This window comes from Sphingomonas sp. Xoc002, assembly GCF_050408055.1.
Taxonomy (GTDB): Bacteria; Pseudomonadota; Alphaproteobacteria; order Sphingomonadales; family Sphingomonadaceae; genus Sphingomonas; species Sphingomonas yabuuchiae.
Genome location: NZ_CP191175.1, coordinates 2,512,208 through 2,528,604 on the forward strand (window position 1 = coordinate 2,512,208; position 16,397 = coordinate 2,528,604).

Annotated in this window: 11 protein-coding genes; 6 read left to right on the forward strand and 5 right to left on the reverse strand. The window is 67.0% G+C overall.

Features of this window, described 5'->3' with window-relative positions:
• Positions 1-192: 192 nt before the first annotated feature.
• From ACQR50_RS11335 to ACQR50_RS11345, 3 genes are all read left to right on the forward strand, one after another.
• Positions 193-1,707, forward strand: coding sequence for an ArnT family glycosyltransferase (locus tag ACQR50_RS11335; protein WP_428968399.1), 1,515 nt, complete (start codon positions 193-195; stop codon positions 1,705-1,707).
• A 74-nt stretch (positions 1,708-1,781) separates the two neighbouring features.
• Positions 1,782-2,645, forward strand: a complete 864-nt coding sequence (gene yghU / locus ACQR50_RS11340) for a glutathione-dependent disulfide-bond oxidoreductase (RefSeq protein ID WP_428968400.1) — start codon at positions 1,782-1,784, stop codon at positions 2,643-2,645.
• 238 nt (positions 2,646-2,883) lie between these two features.
• Positions 2,884-5,277, forward strand: coding sequence for a hypothetical protein (locus ACQR50_RS11345; RefSeq protein WP_428968401.1), 2,394 nt, complete (start codon positions 2,884-2,886; stop codon positions 5,275-5,277).
• A gap of 59 nt (positions 5,278-5,336) precedes the next feature.
• Here ACQR50_RS11345 and ACQR50_RS11350 read toward each other — a convergent pair whose 3' ends face one another.
• Complete coding sequence (locus ACQR50_RS11350; protein ID WP_428968402.1) at positions 5,337-6,119, reverse strand: glutathione S-transferase family protein; 783 nt, start codon at positions 6,117-6,119, stop codon at positions 5,337-5,339.
• Positions 6,116-6,562: a MarR family winged helix-turn-helix transcriptional regulator gene (locus tag ACQR50_RS11355; RefSeq protein ID WP_428968403.1), complete on the reverse strand. Its 447-nt coding sequence runs from the start codon at positions 6,560-6,562 to the stop codon at positions 6,116-6,118. Before ACQR50_RS11355 ends, ACQR50_RS11350 begins: the two co-directional genes overlap by 4 nt.
• A gap of 110 nt (positions 6,563-6,672) precedes the next feature.
• Between ACQR50_RS11355 and ACQR50_RS11360 the strand changes: the two genes are divergently transcribed.
• Complete coding sequence (locus tag ACQR50_RS11360; protein WP_076716757.1) at positions 6,673-7,098, forward strand: organic hydroperoxide resistance protein; 426 nt, start codon at positions 6,673-6,675, stop codon at positions 7,096-7,098.
• A 67-nt stretch (positions 7,099-7,165) separates the two neighbouring features.
• Here ACQR50_RS11360 and ACQR50_RS11365 read toward each other — a convergent pair whose 3' ends face one another.
• Both ACQR50_RS11365 and ACQR50_RS11370 read right to left on the reverse strand, forming a co-directional pair.
• Positions 7,166-8,188, reverse strand: coding sequence for a LacI family DNA-binding transcriptional regulator (locus ACQR50_RS11365; protein ID WP_219020266.1), 1,023 nt, complete (start codon positions 8,186-8,188; stop codon positions 7,166-7,168).
• A gap of 63 nt (positions 8,189-8,251) precedes the next feature.
• Positions 8,252-10,777 (reverse strand): TonB-dependent receptor domain-containing protein, encoded by a 2,526-nt coding sequence (locus tag ACQR50_RS11370; RefSeq protein WP_428968404.1) that lies wholly within the window; start codon positions 10,775-10,777, stop codon positions 8,252-8,254.
• Positions 10,778-10,971: 194 nt separating this feature from the next.
• Here ACQR50_RS11370 and ACQR50_RS11375 point away from each other — a divergent pair, with 194 nt between their 5' ends.
• Positions 10,972-12,486, forward strand: a complete 1,515-nt coding sequence (locus ACQR50_RS11375) for a tryptophan halogenase family protein (protein WP_428968405.1) — start codon at positions 10,972-10,974, stop codon at positions 12,484-12,486.
• Positions 12,487-12,591: 105 nt separating this feature from the next.
• On the opposite strand, the gene ACQR50_RS11380 is transcribed toward ACQR50_RS11375, so the two are convergent.
• Entirely contained in the window at positions 12,592-13,953 is a 1,362-nt protein-coding gene (locus ACQR50_RS11380; RefSeq protein ID WP_428970692.1) for an FAD/NAD(P)-binding protein, read from the reverse strand.
• A gap of 167 nt (positions 13,954-14,120) precedes the next feature.
• Between ACQR50_RS11380 and ACQR50_RS11385 the strand changes: the two genes are divergently transcribed.
• Positions 14,121-16,397 carry a S9 family peptidase gene (locus ACQR50_RS11385; protein ID WP_428968406.1) on the forward strand — a complete coding sequence of 759 codons (2,277 nt, stop codon included), beginning with the start codon at positions 14,121-14,123 and terminating at the stop codon, positions 16,395-16,397.

The window sequence follows — 16,397 nt, forward strand, 5'->3', positions numbered from 1 at the left end:
GGGGTGTTTCATGGGCTAGGACGCCACGACCCGCGCCCAACCGCACATGGTCGTTAAAAATTTTTCCATGGGCCGGAACCATGTCGATTTTCTTTGCGGAAGCCCCGGTGTCGATGACATGGGCGGCGGCGCACCGGGCCGGGTCCGCAGGACGTCGCTCCGCCCGTCGCCCATCCTCCAACAGGGTTCGTGATGACGGAAATGACGCCCGCCCGCCCCGCTTTTTCGATGCCGCAGGGATTCAGGGTGTTCCTGAACCGGCCGATCGGTGCCGCGCTGGTCCTGCTGGCCTTTGCGGTGCTGACCCGGATGCGCGACTTCGGCAATCCGGTCGCCCATGTCGACGAGCAATATTATCTGCTGGTCGGCGACCGCATCCTGCACGGCGCGCGGCTCTATATCGATCTGTGGGACCGCAAGCCGCCTGGCTTGTTCCTGCTGTTCTCCGGCTTTCGCCTGCTGCCCGGTGACGGTTTCCTGGCCTATCAGCTGATCGGAACGCTCTGCACCGCCGCGACCGGATGGCTGATCGGGCTGGCCGCAAGGCGCATGGGGCTCGGCTTTCCGGCGGGGCTTGTCGCGGGCGCGGCCTATGTCCTGTGGTTGCCGCTGCTCAGCGGCGGAAGTGGCCAGTCGCCGGTCTTCTACAATCTGGCGATGACCGCCGCCGCCGTGCTGACGCTGGACCTGCCGCGTCTGGCCGAGCGGCGGGCGGTCGGCGCAATCGTCGTCAGCGGCGCCGTCGCCTGTCTGCTGGCGGGGATCGCGATCCAGATCAAATATACCCCGCTGGTGGAGGGCGCGTTTTTCGGCCTGGCGCATCTCTGGTATCTCTGGCGGGCGCGGACGAATGTCGTGGTCGTGATGCTTGCGGCGCTGGCCTGGATGGTGCTCGGGCTGCTGCCGACGGGGCTGGTCGTGCTATCTTTCTGGCTGGGCGATACGGCGGCATTCGACGCCTTCTGGTTCGCCAATTTCACCTCGATCACGCTGCGGCGCGGCTATCCGGCGGCGAAGATCATCGGGCGGCTCGCGGGAATCGGCGGGCAGCTGCTGCCGCTGATCGCCTGTGCGGTCTATGGCTGGCGCAAGGGGCCGAAGCATCCGGCGCTTACGCTGACCCGCATCTGGCTGGGCTTCGCGCTCATTGCCTTTGCGATGATCGGGGCGTTTTTCGATCATTATGCCCTGCCGTTGGTCGCACCGCTGGCGCTCGCCGCCGCCCCGGCCTTTGCGCTCAGCCGAAAGGCGGTGGTTGCGGTGTTCGTGATCGGGGCCGGGTTGTTCGTCTTCCACTCCGCCACCAACGACCCCGGCGAGGGCGACGGCATCCGCCGCATGGCGCGGGTTATGGCGGCGGTGGACGGGCGCGAATGCCCTTACGTGTTTGCAGGGGACTCCAGCCTTTACCATTTGTCGGGCGGCTGCATTCCGACCGCCTACGCCTTCCCCTCCTCGCTGGCCTATGAGGCGGAACGCGGCGCGATCGGAATCGACGAAAGCGCCGAGGTCGCCCGCATCCTCGCCCGGCGTCCGCCCGCCATCGTGACGCTCGACGATCCCTTCTCGCCCTGGAATGCCGCGACGCAGGCTCAGGTCTCCGGCGCTCTGGCACGCGACTATCGGCTGGTCATGGCGATCCCGCGCGAGGAGCGGCATGAGCTGCTGTACGTCCGCCGCGACCTGCCCATTCCGCCAGCGAAATAAAAGGCACGGTCGCGGTTGTTTTCGCCATCGCTCCCGCCCATCTCCCGCACCGGACAAAGCTGGAGCTACGAGCCATGAGCGACGACGCCTATACCCCGCCCGCCATCTGGACCTGGGACAAGGAAAGCGGGGGACGCTTCGCCGCCATCAACCGGCCCGTCGCAGGGGCGACGCATGACAAGGACCTGCCGGTCGGCGCCCATCCGCTCCAGCTCTATTCGATGGGCACCCCCAACGGCGTCAAGGTCACCATCCTGCTGGAAGAATTGCTCGCCGCCGGTCATGCGGGGGCGGAGTATGACGCCTGGCTGATCAGCATTTCGGACGGCGACCAGTTCGGCAGCGGTTTCGTCGCGGTCAATCCCAATTCCAAAATCCCCGCACTGGTCGACCGGCGTGGGTCCGAGCCGCTCGCCATCTTCGAATCCGGCGCGATCATGGTCCATCTGGCCGAAAGCTTCGGCGCGTTCCTGCCGAGCGATCCGGCCGCCAAGGCGCGCGTCCTGTCCTGGCTGTTCTGGCAGATGGGCAGCGCGCCGTTCCTGGGCGGCGGCTTCGGCCATTTCTATGCCTATGCGCCGGTGAAGATCGAATATGCGATCAACCGCTATGCGATGGAGGCCAAGCGCCAGCTCGACGTGCTGAACCGCCAGCTGGAGCATAACGCCTTTGTCGCAGGCGACGAATACAGCATCGCCGACATGGCGATCTGGCCCTGGTACGGGCAGCTGGTGCTGGGCCGCCTCTATGACGCTGCCGAATTCCTCCAGGTGCAGGACTATACCCATGTCCTGCGTTGGGCGCGCGAGATCGATGCCCGTCCTGCCGTAAAGCGCGGGCGCATGGTCAACCGTACCTTCGGCGAGCCCTCCGAGCAGCTGCGCGAACGGCACGATGCCAGCGATTTCGAGACGAAGACGGCCGACAAGCTGGGCTGAGCTCAAATCCTCCCCAAGCTCGCTTGGGGAGGGGGACCACCGCGAAGCGGTGGTGGAGGGGCAATGTCCTGCGGCTCGCGCCAGGCAGCGAAGGTCATCGCCAAGCCCCTGCCCCTCCACCATCCTGCGGATGGTCCCCCTCCCCATCGGAGATGGGGAGGATTTGAACGTGACGCCCGCATGTCATCTGCCGCGAATGGCTTGATCCCCGCCGCCGTCTACGCCTTAAGTCCCCGCCATGCTCCCTCGCCTTCCCCTCCCACGCCCGCTGATGGCGCTGGCGCTCGCGGCGGCCGCTTTGGTCGAAAGCCCGCTCTGCGCCGCCGATCCGGCCCCGTTCGACCTGCCCGGGCCGGCGTTGCGCATTTCCGTCACGCGCGGCGACCGCACTTTGCCCATCGCCGAGGTGCCCAATCTCGCCACCGGCGACCGGCTGACGATCGAGGCGGACCTGCCCCGCGACCAGCGGGCGCATTACATCCTCTTCTCCGCCTTCCTGAGCGGCGCGACCAACCCGCCGCCCAAGGACTGGGTGAAGTCGGCCGAGACCTGGAAGCCCAAGGACAAGGATCGCCGCCTGACCCTGACCGTGCCCAAGGGCGCCCGGCAGATGGCGCTGTTCCTTGTGCCGGAAACGGGCGGCGCATCGGGTACCATCGTCGATGCGGTGCGCGACCGGCCGGGCGAGTTCGTCCGCGCGGTGCAGGACCTCAACCAGGCCTCGCTCGACCGTTCGCGGCTGAACGCCTTTGTCGCGGCGATCCGCGCGCAGGAGAACAGCCACCCCGAGTTCCTGCGCACCCTCGCGCCCGCCCTGTCGAACAGCCTGGCGATCAAGCTGAACCCCGACTGCCTGGCCAAGGTGATCGAGTTGCAGGCGGCCTGTCTGCTCGAAAACCAGGAAAATCTGGTTCTGGCCGACATCCATAGCAGCTCGATGACCGACACGCTGATTGGCGCGCCGACCGATCTGGCCTTGCAGGTCAGCTATACGCGCGAGGCCGGACTGGGCTATTACAGCCCCTATATCGCCGTGGTCCGCGACATCGCACGGGTGTTCGGCGCGTTCGGCAATCCGCAATTCGGCTATCTGCCGACGCTGGCCACGCGGGACGGGGACCGGATGGCGCTGCTGCTCAACGCAGCCCCCTCTTTCGCCAAGCCCAAATCGGTGCTGGTCGCCGCCATGCCCGCCATCGACGCGGTCAGCCCGCCGCGCCTGCGCGTCACCGGCGATGTGCCGCTGTGCGGGGCGCGGCCGGGCCTGGTCCTGCCGGTCGAGGGCGCGCCGCTGATCTATTCGACCGCGTTTGCGCGCAACATGATGGTGTCGATCACCACCGCCGACGGCAAGCGGATCGACCTGCCCGTCCGCGCGCGGGCCGATCGCGGGGGTTATGTCCTGAGCGATCCGCTGCCTGCGGGGCCCTTGTCAGGCAAGGCGTCCGCCAAGCTGCACGGCGCTTGGGGTTTCGACAGCTTCGAGGGGCCCAGCTTCACGCTGCAATTCCCGGGCAGCGGGGACTGGCGCGCCGACGATAGCGGCCAAAGTCTGGTCGTCGGCCGCGACAACAGCGTCGCGCTGACCGGTCCCGCTGCCGCCTGCGTGACCGGCGTGACGATGCGCAACGGCTCGGGCGCGCCGCAGCCGGTGCCCTTCACCTTGCGCGGGGCGGACGGGATCAACGTCACTTTGCCGCTGAAATCGGCGCGGGCGGGTGACGTGACGCTGGAGGTGCAGCAGATCGGCGACGCCGCCCCGCGCACCGTCGCCTTGCGCGCCTTTTCGCCCGCCAGCCGGATCGACACGGTGACGCTGGCCAAGGGAGACCGCTTCGCGACGCTGACCGGACAGCGGCTGGACGAGATTGCCGGGGTCGAGATCGGCGATGTCCGCCTCTCGCCCGATAGCGTGACCCGCGAAGGCGATACAGACCGGCTGGTCGTCACCGCCGCCGATGGCCGCCTGCCGTCGGGCACCAGCGCGAAGATCAGGCTGACCGATGGGCGTACCCTGTCGGTGCCGATCACCGCCGCGCCGCCGCGCCCCGCCGCGACGCTGATCGCGCGCAGCCTGACGCCCAAGGCGGCGGCGGGCGCGGTCACGCTGGCGACCAGGGACGAGGCGATCCTGCCCGACAATAGCCGCCTGACCTTTTCGGTCCGCGCGGCCGAGGGCCTGCGACTGGCCCCGACCGACGCGATCGAGGTCGGCACGGCCGATGGCAGCGCGTCGGTGCTACTGGAAGGCGGCCGCGACGTCCGGTTGTCCTCGCCCGACATCGCGGTGGCGACGCTCGATCCGGCACGGCTGGGTCCCGCGGCGGCGGGGGTCTTGCGCTATCGGATCGTACGCGGGGGCATCAAGGGCGACTGGAGCCCGCTGGCCACGCTGGTCCGGCTACCGGGGATCGACGCGACCACCTGTGCCGCCGATGGGTGCCAAATGGCCGGGCGCGACCTGTTCCTGATCGACCGGGTGGCGGCGAGTGCCGACATGGCCGGGGCGGTGAATGTTCCGCCGGGGTTTACGGCGTCGCGGTTGGCGGTGCCTCAGGCGCAGAACGGGTTGCTGTACGTGACGCTGCGGGATGCGCCGGGGGTGGTGTTCACGCTGGTGCAGAAACCTTAGGATTCCTTTGGCCTTCGACTGCGCTCAGCCTGGGCGAAGTCGAAGGCCATGCCCCGACCTCACCCCGGCCACGAAAACCGGATATTATCCTCCCGCAAACCATCCAAGACCACCGGCATCCCGCCGGAGCGGATCATCCATTCGAGACGATGGTCGCGATATTCGCGCCGTCGTCCGCCGCTGCGATAATGGTCGGCCGCCTGTGCCATATGCGCCGCCGCCGCATCGAACTCGGCAAAGGTCTGGGCAACCGCGGGCCGTGCCGAAACCCGTTCATGCCACTGCGCCAGCGGTGATCCCGCCACCGGTCCGAGCCCGTAATGGACCGACCGGTTGACCATCGGCGCCACCGCCGCATCGGCTCGCCCGAACGTCTCGCCGCCGAACCACGGCGCGTCGCCCAATCGCTTCGTCAGCCACGCCTGAAGCACCCGCGTGTCGGTCGCTGCGACATGGCGCATATCGTCCGCCAGCGCCCCCTCGGCCCGGCGGAACCACAGGATCTCGCCATAGCCCCAGTTCACCGCCTCATATTGGCTGTCCGCAATCTCTTCGATCTCGCGCTGGCGGGCGCGGACGAGAGGGTCGCGCGGCATCAGCGGCGTTTCGGGCCAGCGTTCGTCGAGATAGTCGAGGATGATCGTCGATTCGAAGATCGACTGGCCGCCCTCGACGATCAGCACCGGCACTTCGGTCCGGGGATTGGCGGCGGCGAAGGCGGTATCCTGCCGCCCCGTTCCGAAATCATCCGGCAGCATGCGGGTAAAGGCGATGCCCTTTTCGCGCAGCGCGATCTTCACCTTCTGCCCATAGGAGGACAGCGGATGATCGTAGAGGATCACGCCGCCACGCCGTCCCGCCGTTCGAGCGCCAGGCGCAGGGCGTGCACCTCGGCCTTCAGGGCCTTGAGGTCATCGACCTCCATCCCCGACCGGGCGATCAGTTCCTCGCCCAGGCAGCCGCATCGATCGCGCATCTCGCGCCCGGCGGAGGTCAGGCTGACCCGCACCTGCCGCTCGTCCTGCGGATCGCGTTCGCGCACCAGCAGCCCGGCGGCCTCCAGCCGCTTGACCAGCGGCGTGACCGTGCTGGACTCCAGCGACAGGCGATGCGCGATCGCACCGATCGTGCGCCCGTCCTCCTCCCACAGGACGTGCAGCGCCAGATATTGCGGATAGGTCAGGCCGAGCTGGTCGAGCATCGGCTTGTAGCTGCGCTGGATCGCCATGTTGGCGGCATAGACCGCAAAACACAGCTGTTCGTCGAGCGGCCATGGGGCCGACATTTGCCATCTCCCTTTAGAGTGAAATGTATATCACGATAAAAGAAGCGCTGGACAAGTCCGTTCCATCCTCCCATATATGTATCGCGATAAGAATTATCGGAGACACTATCATGACGATCGATGTGAAGTACCAGACTCAGGCGCGTGCCACGGGTGGCCGTGACGGCCAGGCGAGCACGCCGGACGGCACGCTCGACGTCAAGCTGTCGACGCCCAAGGAACTGGGCGGCGCCGGCGGCGACGGCACCAACCCGGAGCAGCTGTTCGCGGCGGGCTATTCGGCCTGCTTCATCGGCGCGCTCAAGGTGGCGGGCCAGCAGCTGAAGGTGAAGATTCCCGATGACGTCGCCGTGTCGGCCAAGGTCGGCATCGGTCCGCGCGCGGCGGGCGGGTTCGGTATCACCGCCGACCTGACCGTCGAACTGCCGGGTATCGATCGCGCCGAGGCCGAGAAGCTGGTCGAAGCCGCGCATCAGATCTGCCCCTATTCGAACGCCACGCGCGGCAATGTGGATGTCGGCCTGACGCTGGCCTGACATCTTCCATACTCCCTGAACCTTCCCGGCGCGGTCTGATCTCCCTGAAGACCGCGCCGCTTTTTTGTCAGGCGGAGTCGCGCACGATCAGGCGTGGCGGCATCTCCAGGCCCGGCGCAGCGGTTCCGTCCAGCCGCGTGAACAGCGCCGCGACCATCGCCTTGGCCCCCGCCTCCAGATCCTGTCGGATCGTGGTCAGCCGGGGGATGGCGCGTTCCGCCAGCGGCAGGTCGTCAAAGCCCGTGACCGCGACATCGCCCGGCACCGATCGCCCCCCGGCGACCAGGGCCGCCATCGTCGCCAGCGCGATCATGTCGGACGCGGCGACGATGCCGTCGATCCCCTGCCCTTCCCGCGTCATCCGTGCCAGATTGTCCTCGATCTGGTCGGGCATCAGTTCGGGCGCGAGCGCCACGTCCAATTGCTGCGGTGGCTTCAGTCCGGCATCGGCCATCGCGTCGCACAGCCCCGCATGGCGCTGCGCCAGTTCCAGCGTGCGAACCTCGCCCATGAAGGCGATGTGGCGGCGCCCCGTCGCGATCAGATGCTCGCCCGCCAGCCGCCCGCCCAGCCGATTGTCGACGCCGACCGCGCAGTGACGCTGTCCCGGCATGGTGCTGCCCCAGACGACGAGCGGCCGATAGGTTTCGGCCACCGCCTCGATCACCGAAAGCTGGTCGGACTGACCGATCAGCAGCACGCCGTCGACCATCCCCGAACGGGTGATCCGCGACAGCCAGTCATCGTCATCGGGTATGATCCGCGACAGCATCACGTCGTGATCGCGCGACGCCAGTTCGTCGGCGAGATGACCGAGCAGCGTCATGAAGAAGGGATCGGACAATCGCTGCCGCCGCTCATGGCCCAGCGGAATGGCGACGCCGATCACGCCGGTCCGCTGCGCGCGCAGGCGGCGGGCCATCTGGTTGATCTGGAAATTATGTTCGGCGGCCAGCGCCTCGATCCTTGCCCGCGTCTCGGCATTGACCACGCTCTTGCCTGCCAGCGCGCGGCTGACGGTGCCGGGCGACACGCCCGCCAGCCGGGCAATGTCCTTCAGGGTGCGGGCGGGTGGGGACGCATCGGTCATGGCCAGCCTCCTGAAACAAAAATGAGGCGGATGCCAAGTGGCACCCGCCCCAAGGGGAGTGGATCAGAAGCGGTAGCGGACCGAGGCCGTCACCGTGCGCCCATAGAGCGCGGTGTTGTTGAACACCCCTTGCGTCGAGGACAGGACCGGGAAGATGCCGCCGCCGCCACGGAAGCCGAGCTTGTCGAAGATGTTGTTGGCGTTCAGGCCCAGTTCCAGCTTGTCCATCGGCCGGATGGTGATGAAGCCGTTGAAGAAGGTCGACCCCTTGATCGTATAGAGGTTGAAGTCGTCCGACTTGGTGCTGGTCTGGCCGTTCATGCTGACGCCGAACGCGACCGGACCGGCGTCATAGGACGGCGACACCACGAACAGGAAGTCGGGCAGACCGCCGGGCTTCTTGCCGACCAGGCCGGGCGTCGCACTGCTGGTGATCTTCGAATTCGCATAGGTCGCGTCGACCGCCAGATGGAAGTCGCCATAGGTGACGCGGCTGGTGAACTCGATACCGTAGGAACGATAGCCGTTCGAGATGTTCGGGTTGTTGTTCGGCGCCGGATTGTTGATCCGGGTGAAGTCGTAGTTGTTTTCGGTCAGGGTCGAGTGGAAGCCGGTGACTTCGACCGAGTAGGAGGCGCCGAACAGGCCGCCGCGCTGCTTCACGCCGATTTCCTGCTGGTTGAGGAAGTTGACCGAGGTCGCCTGCCCCTGCGCATTCAGCGAACCGTCCGCGTTGAAGTTGCCCGACAGGACACGACGGTCGGCGTTGAAGCGGCCGCCACGGCTGGCGCGGGCAAAGACGCTGGTCTTGCTGTCGAAGGCATAGAGCGCGCCGACCGACCAGCTGACATAGCCATCGGTATAGTTGATCTTCTCCACGTTCGGGCTGAGCACCAGCGACGGGATCAGCGCCGAACCCAGCGCGTCGGTTACGCGGGTCGTCGGGCCCGCGACGCCACCTTGCGCGGTGCCCTCGCCATGCACGCTGTCATAGCGGATCGAGGCGTCGAGATTCAGCCCGCCGACCTCGTAACCGGCCTGCAGGAAGGGCGCGACGTCGGTATAGGTCAGGTCGACCCGGCGGGCGCAGCAGCTGCCCCAATTGTCGTTGAACCCGGCCTGGCCCGCCGCCGTCAGCTGCGTGCCGGTGGTCGAGAACAGGTCGAGCGGCGCGGCATTCTCGCCGTTCAGCTCGCTATACTGGCGGTTGACGTGCCAATCCTGGACGATGTTCTGCCGCATCACGAACAGACCGGCGGTCAGCCGCGCCTTGCCCGGCCCGACGTCGAACTTGCCGTTCAGCGTCAGGTTGTTGGCGAAATTGTCCATGTTCTTCATGAACACGTTGATGTTGGGATTGTTGTTCACATAGGCGCCCGTGAACAACTGCCCTGTATTCGGCCCCGCGGCATAGCGGATCGAGCCCACCGTCTGGCCGTTCACCGTCGACCCGATCAGGCCGCCGGTGCCCGTCCGCGTCTGGACGTTGATGAACTGGGTCGTGAAGTTGCCGCTGATCCACTGGTAACGGATCGTGTCGTCCAGCGAGATATTGTCGGTGATGTCGTAATGCACCTGACCGCTGATGCCGGTGACGCGCGGATGGATGCCCTGCACCTCGGCCGATTTCACGCCGCCATTGTCATAGTCCAGATACTGGAAGTTGCGGTTGTAGATCGTATAGGCCGACCCGGACCGCCCGTCGAAATTGGGCAGCGGCGTGAAGCCCGTCACCCGGTCGCCGTCCAGCGTTGCCAGCGTCGGCGTGGTGGTGTTGGTCGGGGCCTGCTCGTCCAGCCGCTTGAAGTACAGGCGGATGAAGCCGCGATTGTCGGGCAGATCTTTGGTGATGTTCGCCTTGATCTGATAGCCGCGCAGGATGTTGAAATTCTCGTTGGTGTAGCCGCCGCCGTTGCGCGCATAACCGCCGACATGGAAACGCGTCGTCTCGTCGATCGGGCCGCCATAGTCGAAATCGACACGGTGCTCGCGGAAGCCCAGGCCGTTGGAATAGGCGATCTGGCCGCCTTGCACGTCACCGGTCTTGCTGATGAAGTTGATGACGGCGCCCGGCGCCTGGCTGGCGAAGGTCGAGGCCGAACCGCCGCGCACCGCCTCGACCGTCTTGATGTTCTGGTCGAAGCGCAGCCAATAGTCGTTGTTGCCGAAGTTGATGTCGCCGAACAGGACGTCGGGCAGACCGTCTTCCTGTAGCGAGACATATTCCGAACCGCCGGTCGACACCGGAATGCCGCGCACGCCGATATTGGCGTTGCCGCCCGGGCCCGCCGTGTCGCTGGGCTGAAGGCCGGGGATGTTGCGCAGGATTTCGGCGGTCGAACGCGGAGTGAAGTTCTGGATCGCCTCCTGACTGACCTGCGACACCGAGATCGAGCTGCGGAAACGCGACCGCTCGCCGCTGGTCGCGGTGACGACGATGTCTTCGCTGGACGCGCCGGCATCGGGGGTGGCCCCCTCCTGGGTCGCCGGGGTCGGGGCCTGGGCCGTCTGCGCAAGGGCCGGTGCACTCACCAGCGCCATCGCCAAGGCTGCCATCGATCCGCAGGACCGCAGAACGCTCGTCGTCATAACCCTCTCCTGATTCGCCCCGCTGTCCGGGATGTCGTGCATTTTGGATAACACACGCGCAATCGTTTGCAACGGATCATTGCAAACCATTGCAAAGAAATTTACCTATCTGTGATCGAGAAAGCACAGCGGCGCGCGTCCCATCGACCGGCTAAGAGTGCGAAGGGCCGCGAGTGCCCGAAGGAGAGATGGCGATGACGACCCCTTCCCCCGATGCGATCCGATCGGTGGTGATCGTCGGCGGCGGCACGGCGGGCTGGATGACGGCGGCGGCACTGGCGCATGCTAGCCCACGCGGCCTGTCGATCACGCTGGTCGAGTCGGACGCCATCGGCACGGTCGGCGTCGGCGAGGCGACCATCCCGCCGATCCGCCTGTTCAACCAGACGCTGGGCATCGACGAAGCCCAATTCCTGCGCGAGACCAGGGGCAGCTTCAAGCTGGGCATCGAATTCGTCGGTTGGGGACGCGCGGGCCATCGCTATTTCCACCCCTTCGGCACGCACGGCAAATCCTTCGATCTGGTGGCGGTGCATCAGCATTGGCTGGCGGCGGGCGGACCGGGCAGCGGCATCGCCTTCGACGACCTGTCCATGGCCTGGGGGGCGGGCCAGCGCGGACGCTTCGCCGCGCCGATGGCCGATCCGCGCAGCGTCGCCTCGACCTTCGACTATGCCTATCATTTCGATGCCGGGCTCTATGCGCAGTTCCTGCGCCGCTATGCCGAGGCGCGCGGCGTGGTGCGGGTCGAAGGGAAGATCGCGGGCCATGCGCTGGAGGCGACGCGCGGCCATGTCGCCTCGGTCACGCTCGGCGACGGACGGGTGCTGACGGGCGATCTGTTCGTCGATTGCTCGGGCTTTCGGGGGCTGCTGATCGAAGAGGCGCTGGGCACCGGCTATGAGGACTGGACGCACTGGCTGCCCTGTGACCGCGCGGTGGCGGTGCCGTGCGAAACCGGCGGCGACGGGCTGACGCCCTATACCCGCTCGACCGCGCGTGAGGCCGGATGGCAATGGCGCATCCCGCTCCAGCATCGGACGGGCAACGGCTATGTCTATTGCAGCCGCCATATTTCGGACGACCAGGCCGCTGCGACGCTGATGGCGAACCTCGACGGTGCGGCGCTGGGCGACCCGCGTTTCCTGCGCTTCACCACCGGGCGGCGTAAGCTCATGTGGAACCGCAACGTCGTCGCCATCGGCCTGTCGAGCGGCTTCATGGAGCCGCTGGAGTCGACCAGCATCCACCTGATTCAGGCGGGCATCGCCAAACTGCTCGCATACTTCCCCACGCAAGCCTTCGCCCCCGCAGCGATCGAGGAGTATAACCGCGTCGCGATCACCGAATATGAGCGCATCCGCGACTTCCTGAACCTGCACTATAAGCTGACCGAGCGGACCGATGCCCCGCTGTGGCGCGAATGCGCGGCCATGCCGATCCCCGACACGCTGGCAATGAAGATCGCGCATTTCCGCGAGAGCGGAAGGCTGGTCGCGCGCGACATGGACCTGTTCGGCCCCGCGAGTTGGGCAGCGGTGCATATCGGGCAGTTCAACATGCCCGAGGGGCTCGACCCGCTACTGGCTTATGGCGACCCCGCGCAGAGCCGCGGGTTCGTGGCGAAACTGGCAGGCGCGATAGGGCAGATGGCGGACTCCATGCCGACCCATGCGCAATGGCTGACGAAGATCGGGGCGACTATCTAAGCCGCATCCACCCTCACCCTTCCCACCCGCCAACGCGGGCGGGCCCCTTCCCTCTCCCATCGGGAGAGGGAGGGAGGCGCGAAGCACCGGAAGGGTGAGGGTCGGTTACAGCCCCTCGCCGCCGACCCATTGCGCATGCGCCAGCCGCCGCGCGAGTTCCCAGTTCTGCTGGCGCAGGTCCGGCACCGCCACGACCTCCCACAGCCCGCCGCGCGTCATCGGACCGATGCAGTAGAGCCGCTCGGCCGCATCGCCGTCCGCCGCCACGACATGGCTCTGCGCATCGACCTCCAGCCCGATGCGAAGCGCGTCCGGGCGGATCATCCCGGCCCCCAGCAACTGCCGGATCAGCGGCTCGCGTGACCGCAGCAGATCGCCCTGCGGCCCAGTGCAGTTGACGATCCGCGCCACCCGCAGCGCCTCCACACCCTCCGTCCCGCGCGGACGCCAGTGCACGATCGCGCCTTCGCCATCGGGCTCGACCCGCACCAGCTTGCCGCCCGCGACCGACAAGCGACCCGCTTCGATCAGCGCCTCCACCCGATCGGCGACCGATGGCGCCAGGCGATGGCGATGCACGTCCCAATAGGGTCGCAAATGCCGCAGGAAGCGACCCCGGGTCGCACCATCCGCCCCGCCCCACATCATCTGGGTGACGGGCCGCAATGCGTCGACCGCCCCGCGCCAGCCCTGCTCCTCCGCCGCGCAACGCACATGCCGCACCAGCGCGGACAGGCTGGCGGCGGGGCGTTCGCGCAGAGGAGCGACCGGCGGCGTCTCGGCATGGCGGCGCGGGGCCAGTCCCCGACGCGACATGGCGATGGTCCGCCCGCCGAACCCGCTGGCGTCCAGCAGCAACGCCGCATCGATCGCGGTCAGTCCGCTGCCGACGAGCAGCACCCGGTCATCCTCGCCCAGCCCCTCGGCGATATCGCCCGCCCAAGGGTCTTCGCGATAGCATCCGTCCGCCAGTACCGTCGGATCGATCCCCGGCGGCGTGTGCGGCGGCAGGTTGCCCAGCGCCAGCACCACCGCATCCGCCGTCAGCCCGGCGCCCTCCGCCATTTCGAGGCGATAGCCCTGCCCGGCCTGCTCCAACGCCACCACTTCGCCGCTCGCCAGGGTCAGCCGCGCCGGGTCCGCCGCGATCGTCTCCATCAACAGGTCACGCAGATAATCGCCATAGACGCGGCGGGGCACGAAGGTCTTGGCATCCCCCGTCCCGCGCGCGACCAGCCAGCGGACGAAATGATCGGGATCGTCACGCAGCGCGCTCATATTGCCCGCGCGCACGTTCAGCAGATGTTCGGCATGCGCCGCGCTATAGGCGACGCCGCGCGCCAGCTGATTGGCACGCCGCTCGATCAGCGTCGCGCGCGGGCCGCCATGGCGCACCAGATTGATGGCCAGCAACGTGCCCGCAAAGCCGCCGCCGATGATCGCGACATGCTCGATTCCTGCATCCATCAACCGAGCCGTCCCTTCGTGATCGCCACCGCTGATGCCCTAATCCCATCGCGGCCGATCTTCACGCAGATTTCAGTATACGATTTTAGAAGCAGCCGTTAGGCTCCGATACTTCTGATCGAGGAGTGGGTGGGTCGATGCGGTCGTGCTGGCGGATGTCCGGACTTTTGGTTTCGCTGTCGTCGGTCGCTTTGGCGGCCCCGCTTTTGGCCCAGACGCCCGTGCCCGTGCCGCCGTCCGACGCCTCGTCCACGACGCCTGCCGCCGCGCCCTCCGGTGCCTTGTCGGTCGAGGGGATTTTCGGCCCGGGGGCGGTGCGCACCCAGTCCGTTCGCGCCAGCCGCTGGGGCAAGGACGGCGAGAGCTATCTCGCGCTCGAGGACGCGCCCAAGGGCGGACAGGATATCGTCCGCTATGCGATCGCCGACGGTCAGCGGCAGGTCGTCGTCGCCGCCGCCGATCTGGTCCCGCAGGGGGCCAGCGCGCCGCTGGGCATCGACGGCTATGAATGGTCGCCCGACCAGCGCTGGCTGCTGATCCAGACCAACGGCAAGCGCTTCCGCCGGACCAATGCGCTGTCGGACTATTGGCTGTACGATACGACCGCCAAGCGGCTGCACAAGATCGGCGGCGATGCCGCGCCCTCGACCCTGCTCTATGCGACCGTCTCGCCGGACAGCCGCCGCATCGCCTATGTCCGGGGCAACAATATTTATGTCGAACCGATCGAGGGCGGCGCGGCCACCGCGTTGACCAGGGACGGCGACGATTATGTCGTCAACGGCCTGGCCGACTGGGTGTATGAGGAGGAATTCTCGGTCCACCGCGCGTTCGAGTGGAGCCCGGATTCTCGCCGCATCGCCTTTCTGCGCTTCGATACGAAGGGCGTCGGCACCTTCGATATGGTGAAGAACACCGGCGGCCAATATTCGCAGGTGATCCCGCTGCAATATCCCAAGGCGGGGACGACCAATTCGGCGGTCACGACCGGCGTGATCGATGTGGCCGATGGCGCCACCCGCTGGTTCAAGCTGACGGGCGATCCGCGCCAGAATTACGTGCCGCAGATCAGCTGGGCGGGCGGATCGGACGCGCTGTTCATCCAGCAGTCCAACCGCCTCCAGAATAGCTACAACGTCCTGCTCGGCGATCCCGCGACCGGCGCGGTCAAGCCGATCATGGTCGAAAAGGACGCCGCCTGGGTCGAGGCCAATGTCGCCCCCGAATGGCTGAACGGCGGGCGCAGCTTCACCTGGCTGTCGGAGCGCGACGGCTGGCGCCACCTCTACACCGTCGACCGCGCGAGCGGCCGCGCGAGCTTGCGCACGCCGGGCAAGTTCGACGTGGTCGAGTTGCTGAACGTCGATGAGAAGGCGGGCTATGCCTGGTTCATCGCCTCGCCCGACAACCCGACCCAGCGTTACCTCTATCGTACCACCCTGTCGGGCGCGCCCAAGGTCGAGCGGCTGACGCCTGCGAACCAGCCCGGCACGCACAGCTACGACATCGCGCCGGGCGAGCATTGGGCGCTGCACACGGTCTCGCGCTTCGACGCGCCGCCGGTGACCGACATGCTTGACATGACCCGCCGGCAGCCTCTTCGCACCCTGGCCGCCAATGCGCCGCTGGCCCAGGTCATCGGGAACACCGGCCTGCCCGCCACCGAGTTCTTCCGCGTCGATATCGGCGGCGGCACGCAGCTCGACGGCTGGCTGATCAAGCCGCCGGGCTTCGATCCGGCCAAGCGCTATCCGATCCTCTATTTCGTCTATGGCGAACCCTGGGGCCAGACGGTCGCGGATCGCTGGGCCGGGGCGCAGGGACTGTGGCACCGGATGCTGGCACAAAAGGGCTATCTGGTCGCCAGCCTCGACCCGCGCGGCACCGCCACTCCGCGAGGGCATGACTGGCGCAAGAGCATCTATCGCCAGGTCGGCATCCTGGCCTCCGCCGACTATGCGGCGGGCGTGCGCAAGATGCTGAGCACGCGGCCCTATATCGATCCCGCCCGGATCGGCATCTGGGGCTGGAGCGGCGGCGGCGCGATGACCCAGAACGCGCTGTTCCGCTACCCGGACCTCTACAAGACCGGCATCGCGGTGGCGGGGCCGACCGACATGAAGCTCTACGACACCATCTATCAGGAGCGCTACATGGGCCTGCCGCAGGACAATGCGGAAGGATACAGGAACGGCTCACCGATCAATTTCGCCGACCGGCTGAAGGGCAATCTGCTGCTGATCCACGGCACGCTGGACGACAATGTCCATTACCAGAACCAGGATCAGCTGGTGGATCGCCTGATCCACTTCAACAAGCCTTTCACGATGATGGCCTATCCCGACCGCAGCCACGGCATCTATGAGGGCGAGAATACCAGCATCCACCTCTATTCGCTGATGACCCGTTACCTTGAGACGAACCTGCCGCCCGGCGGGCGGTGA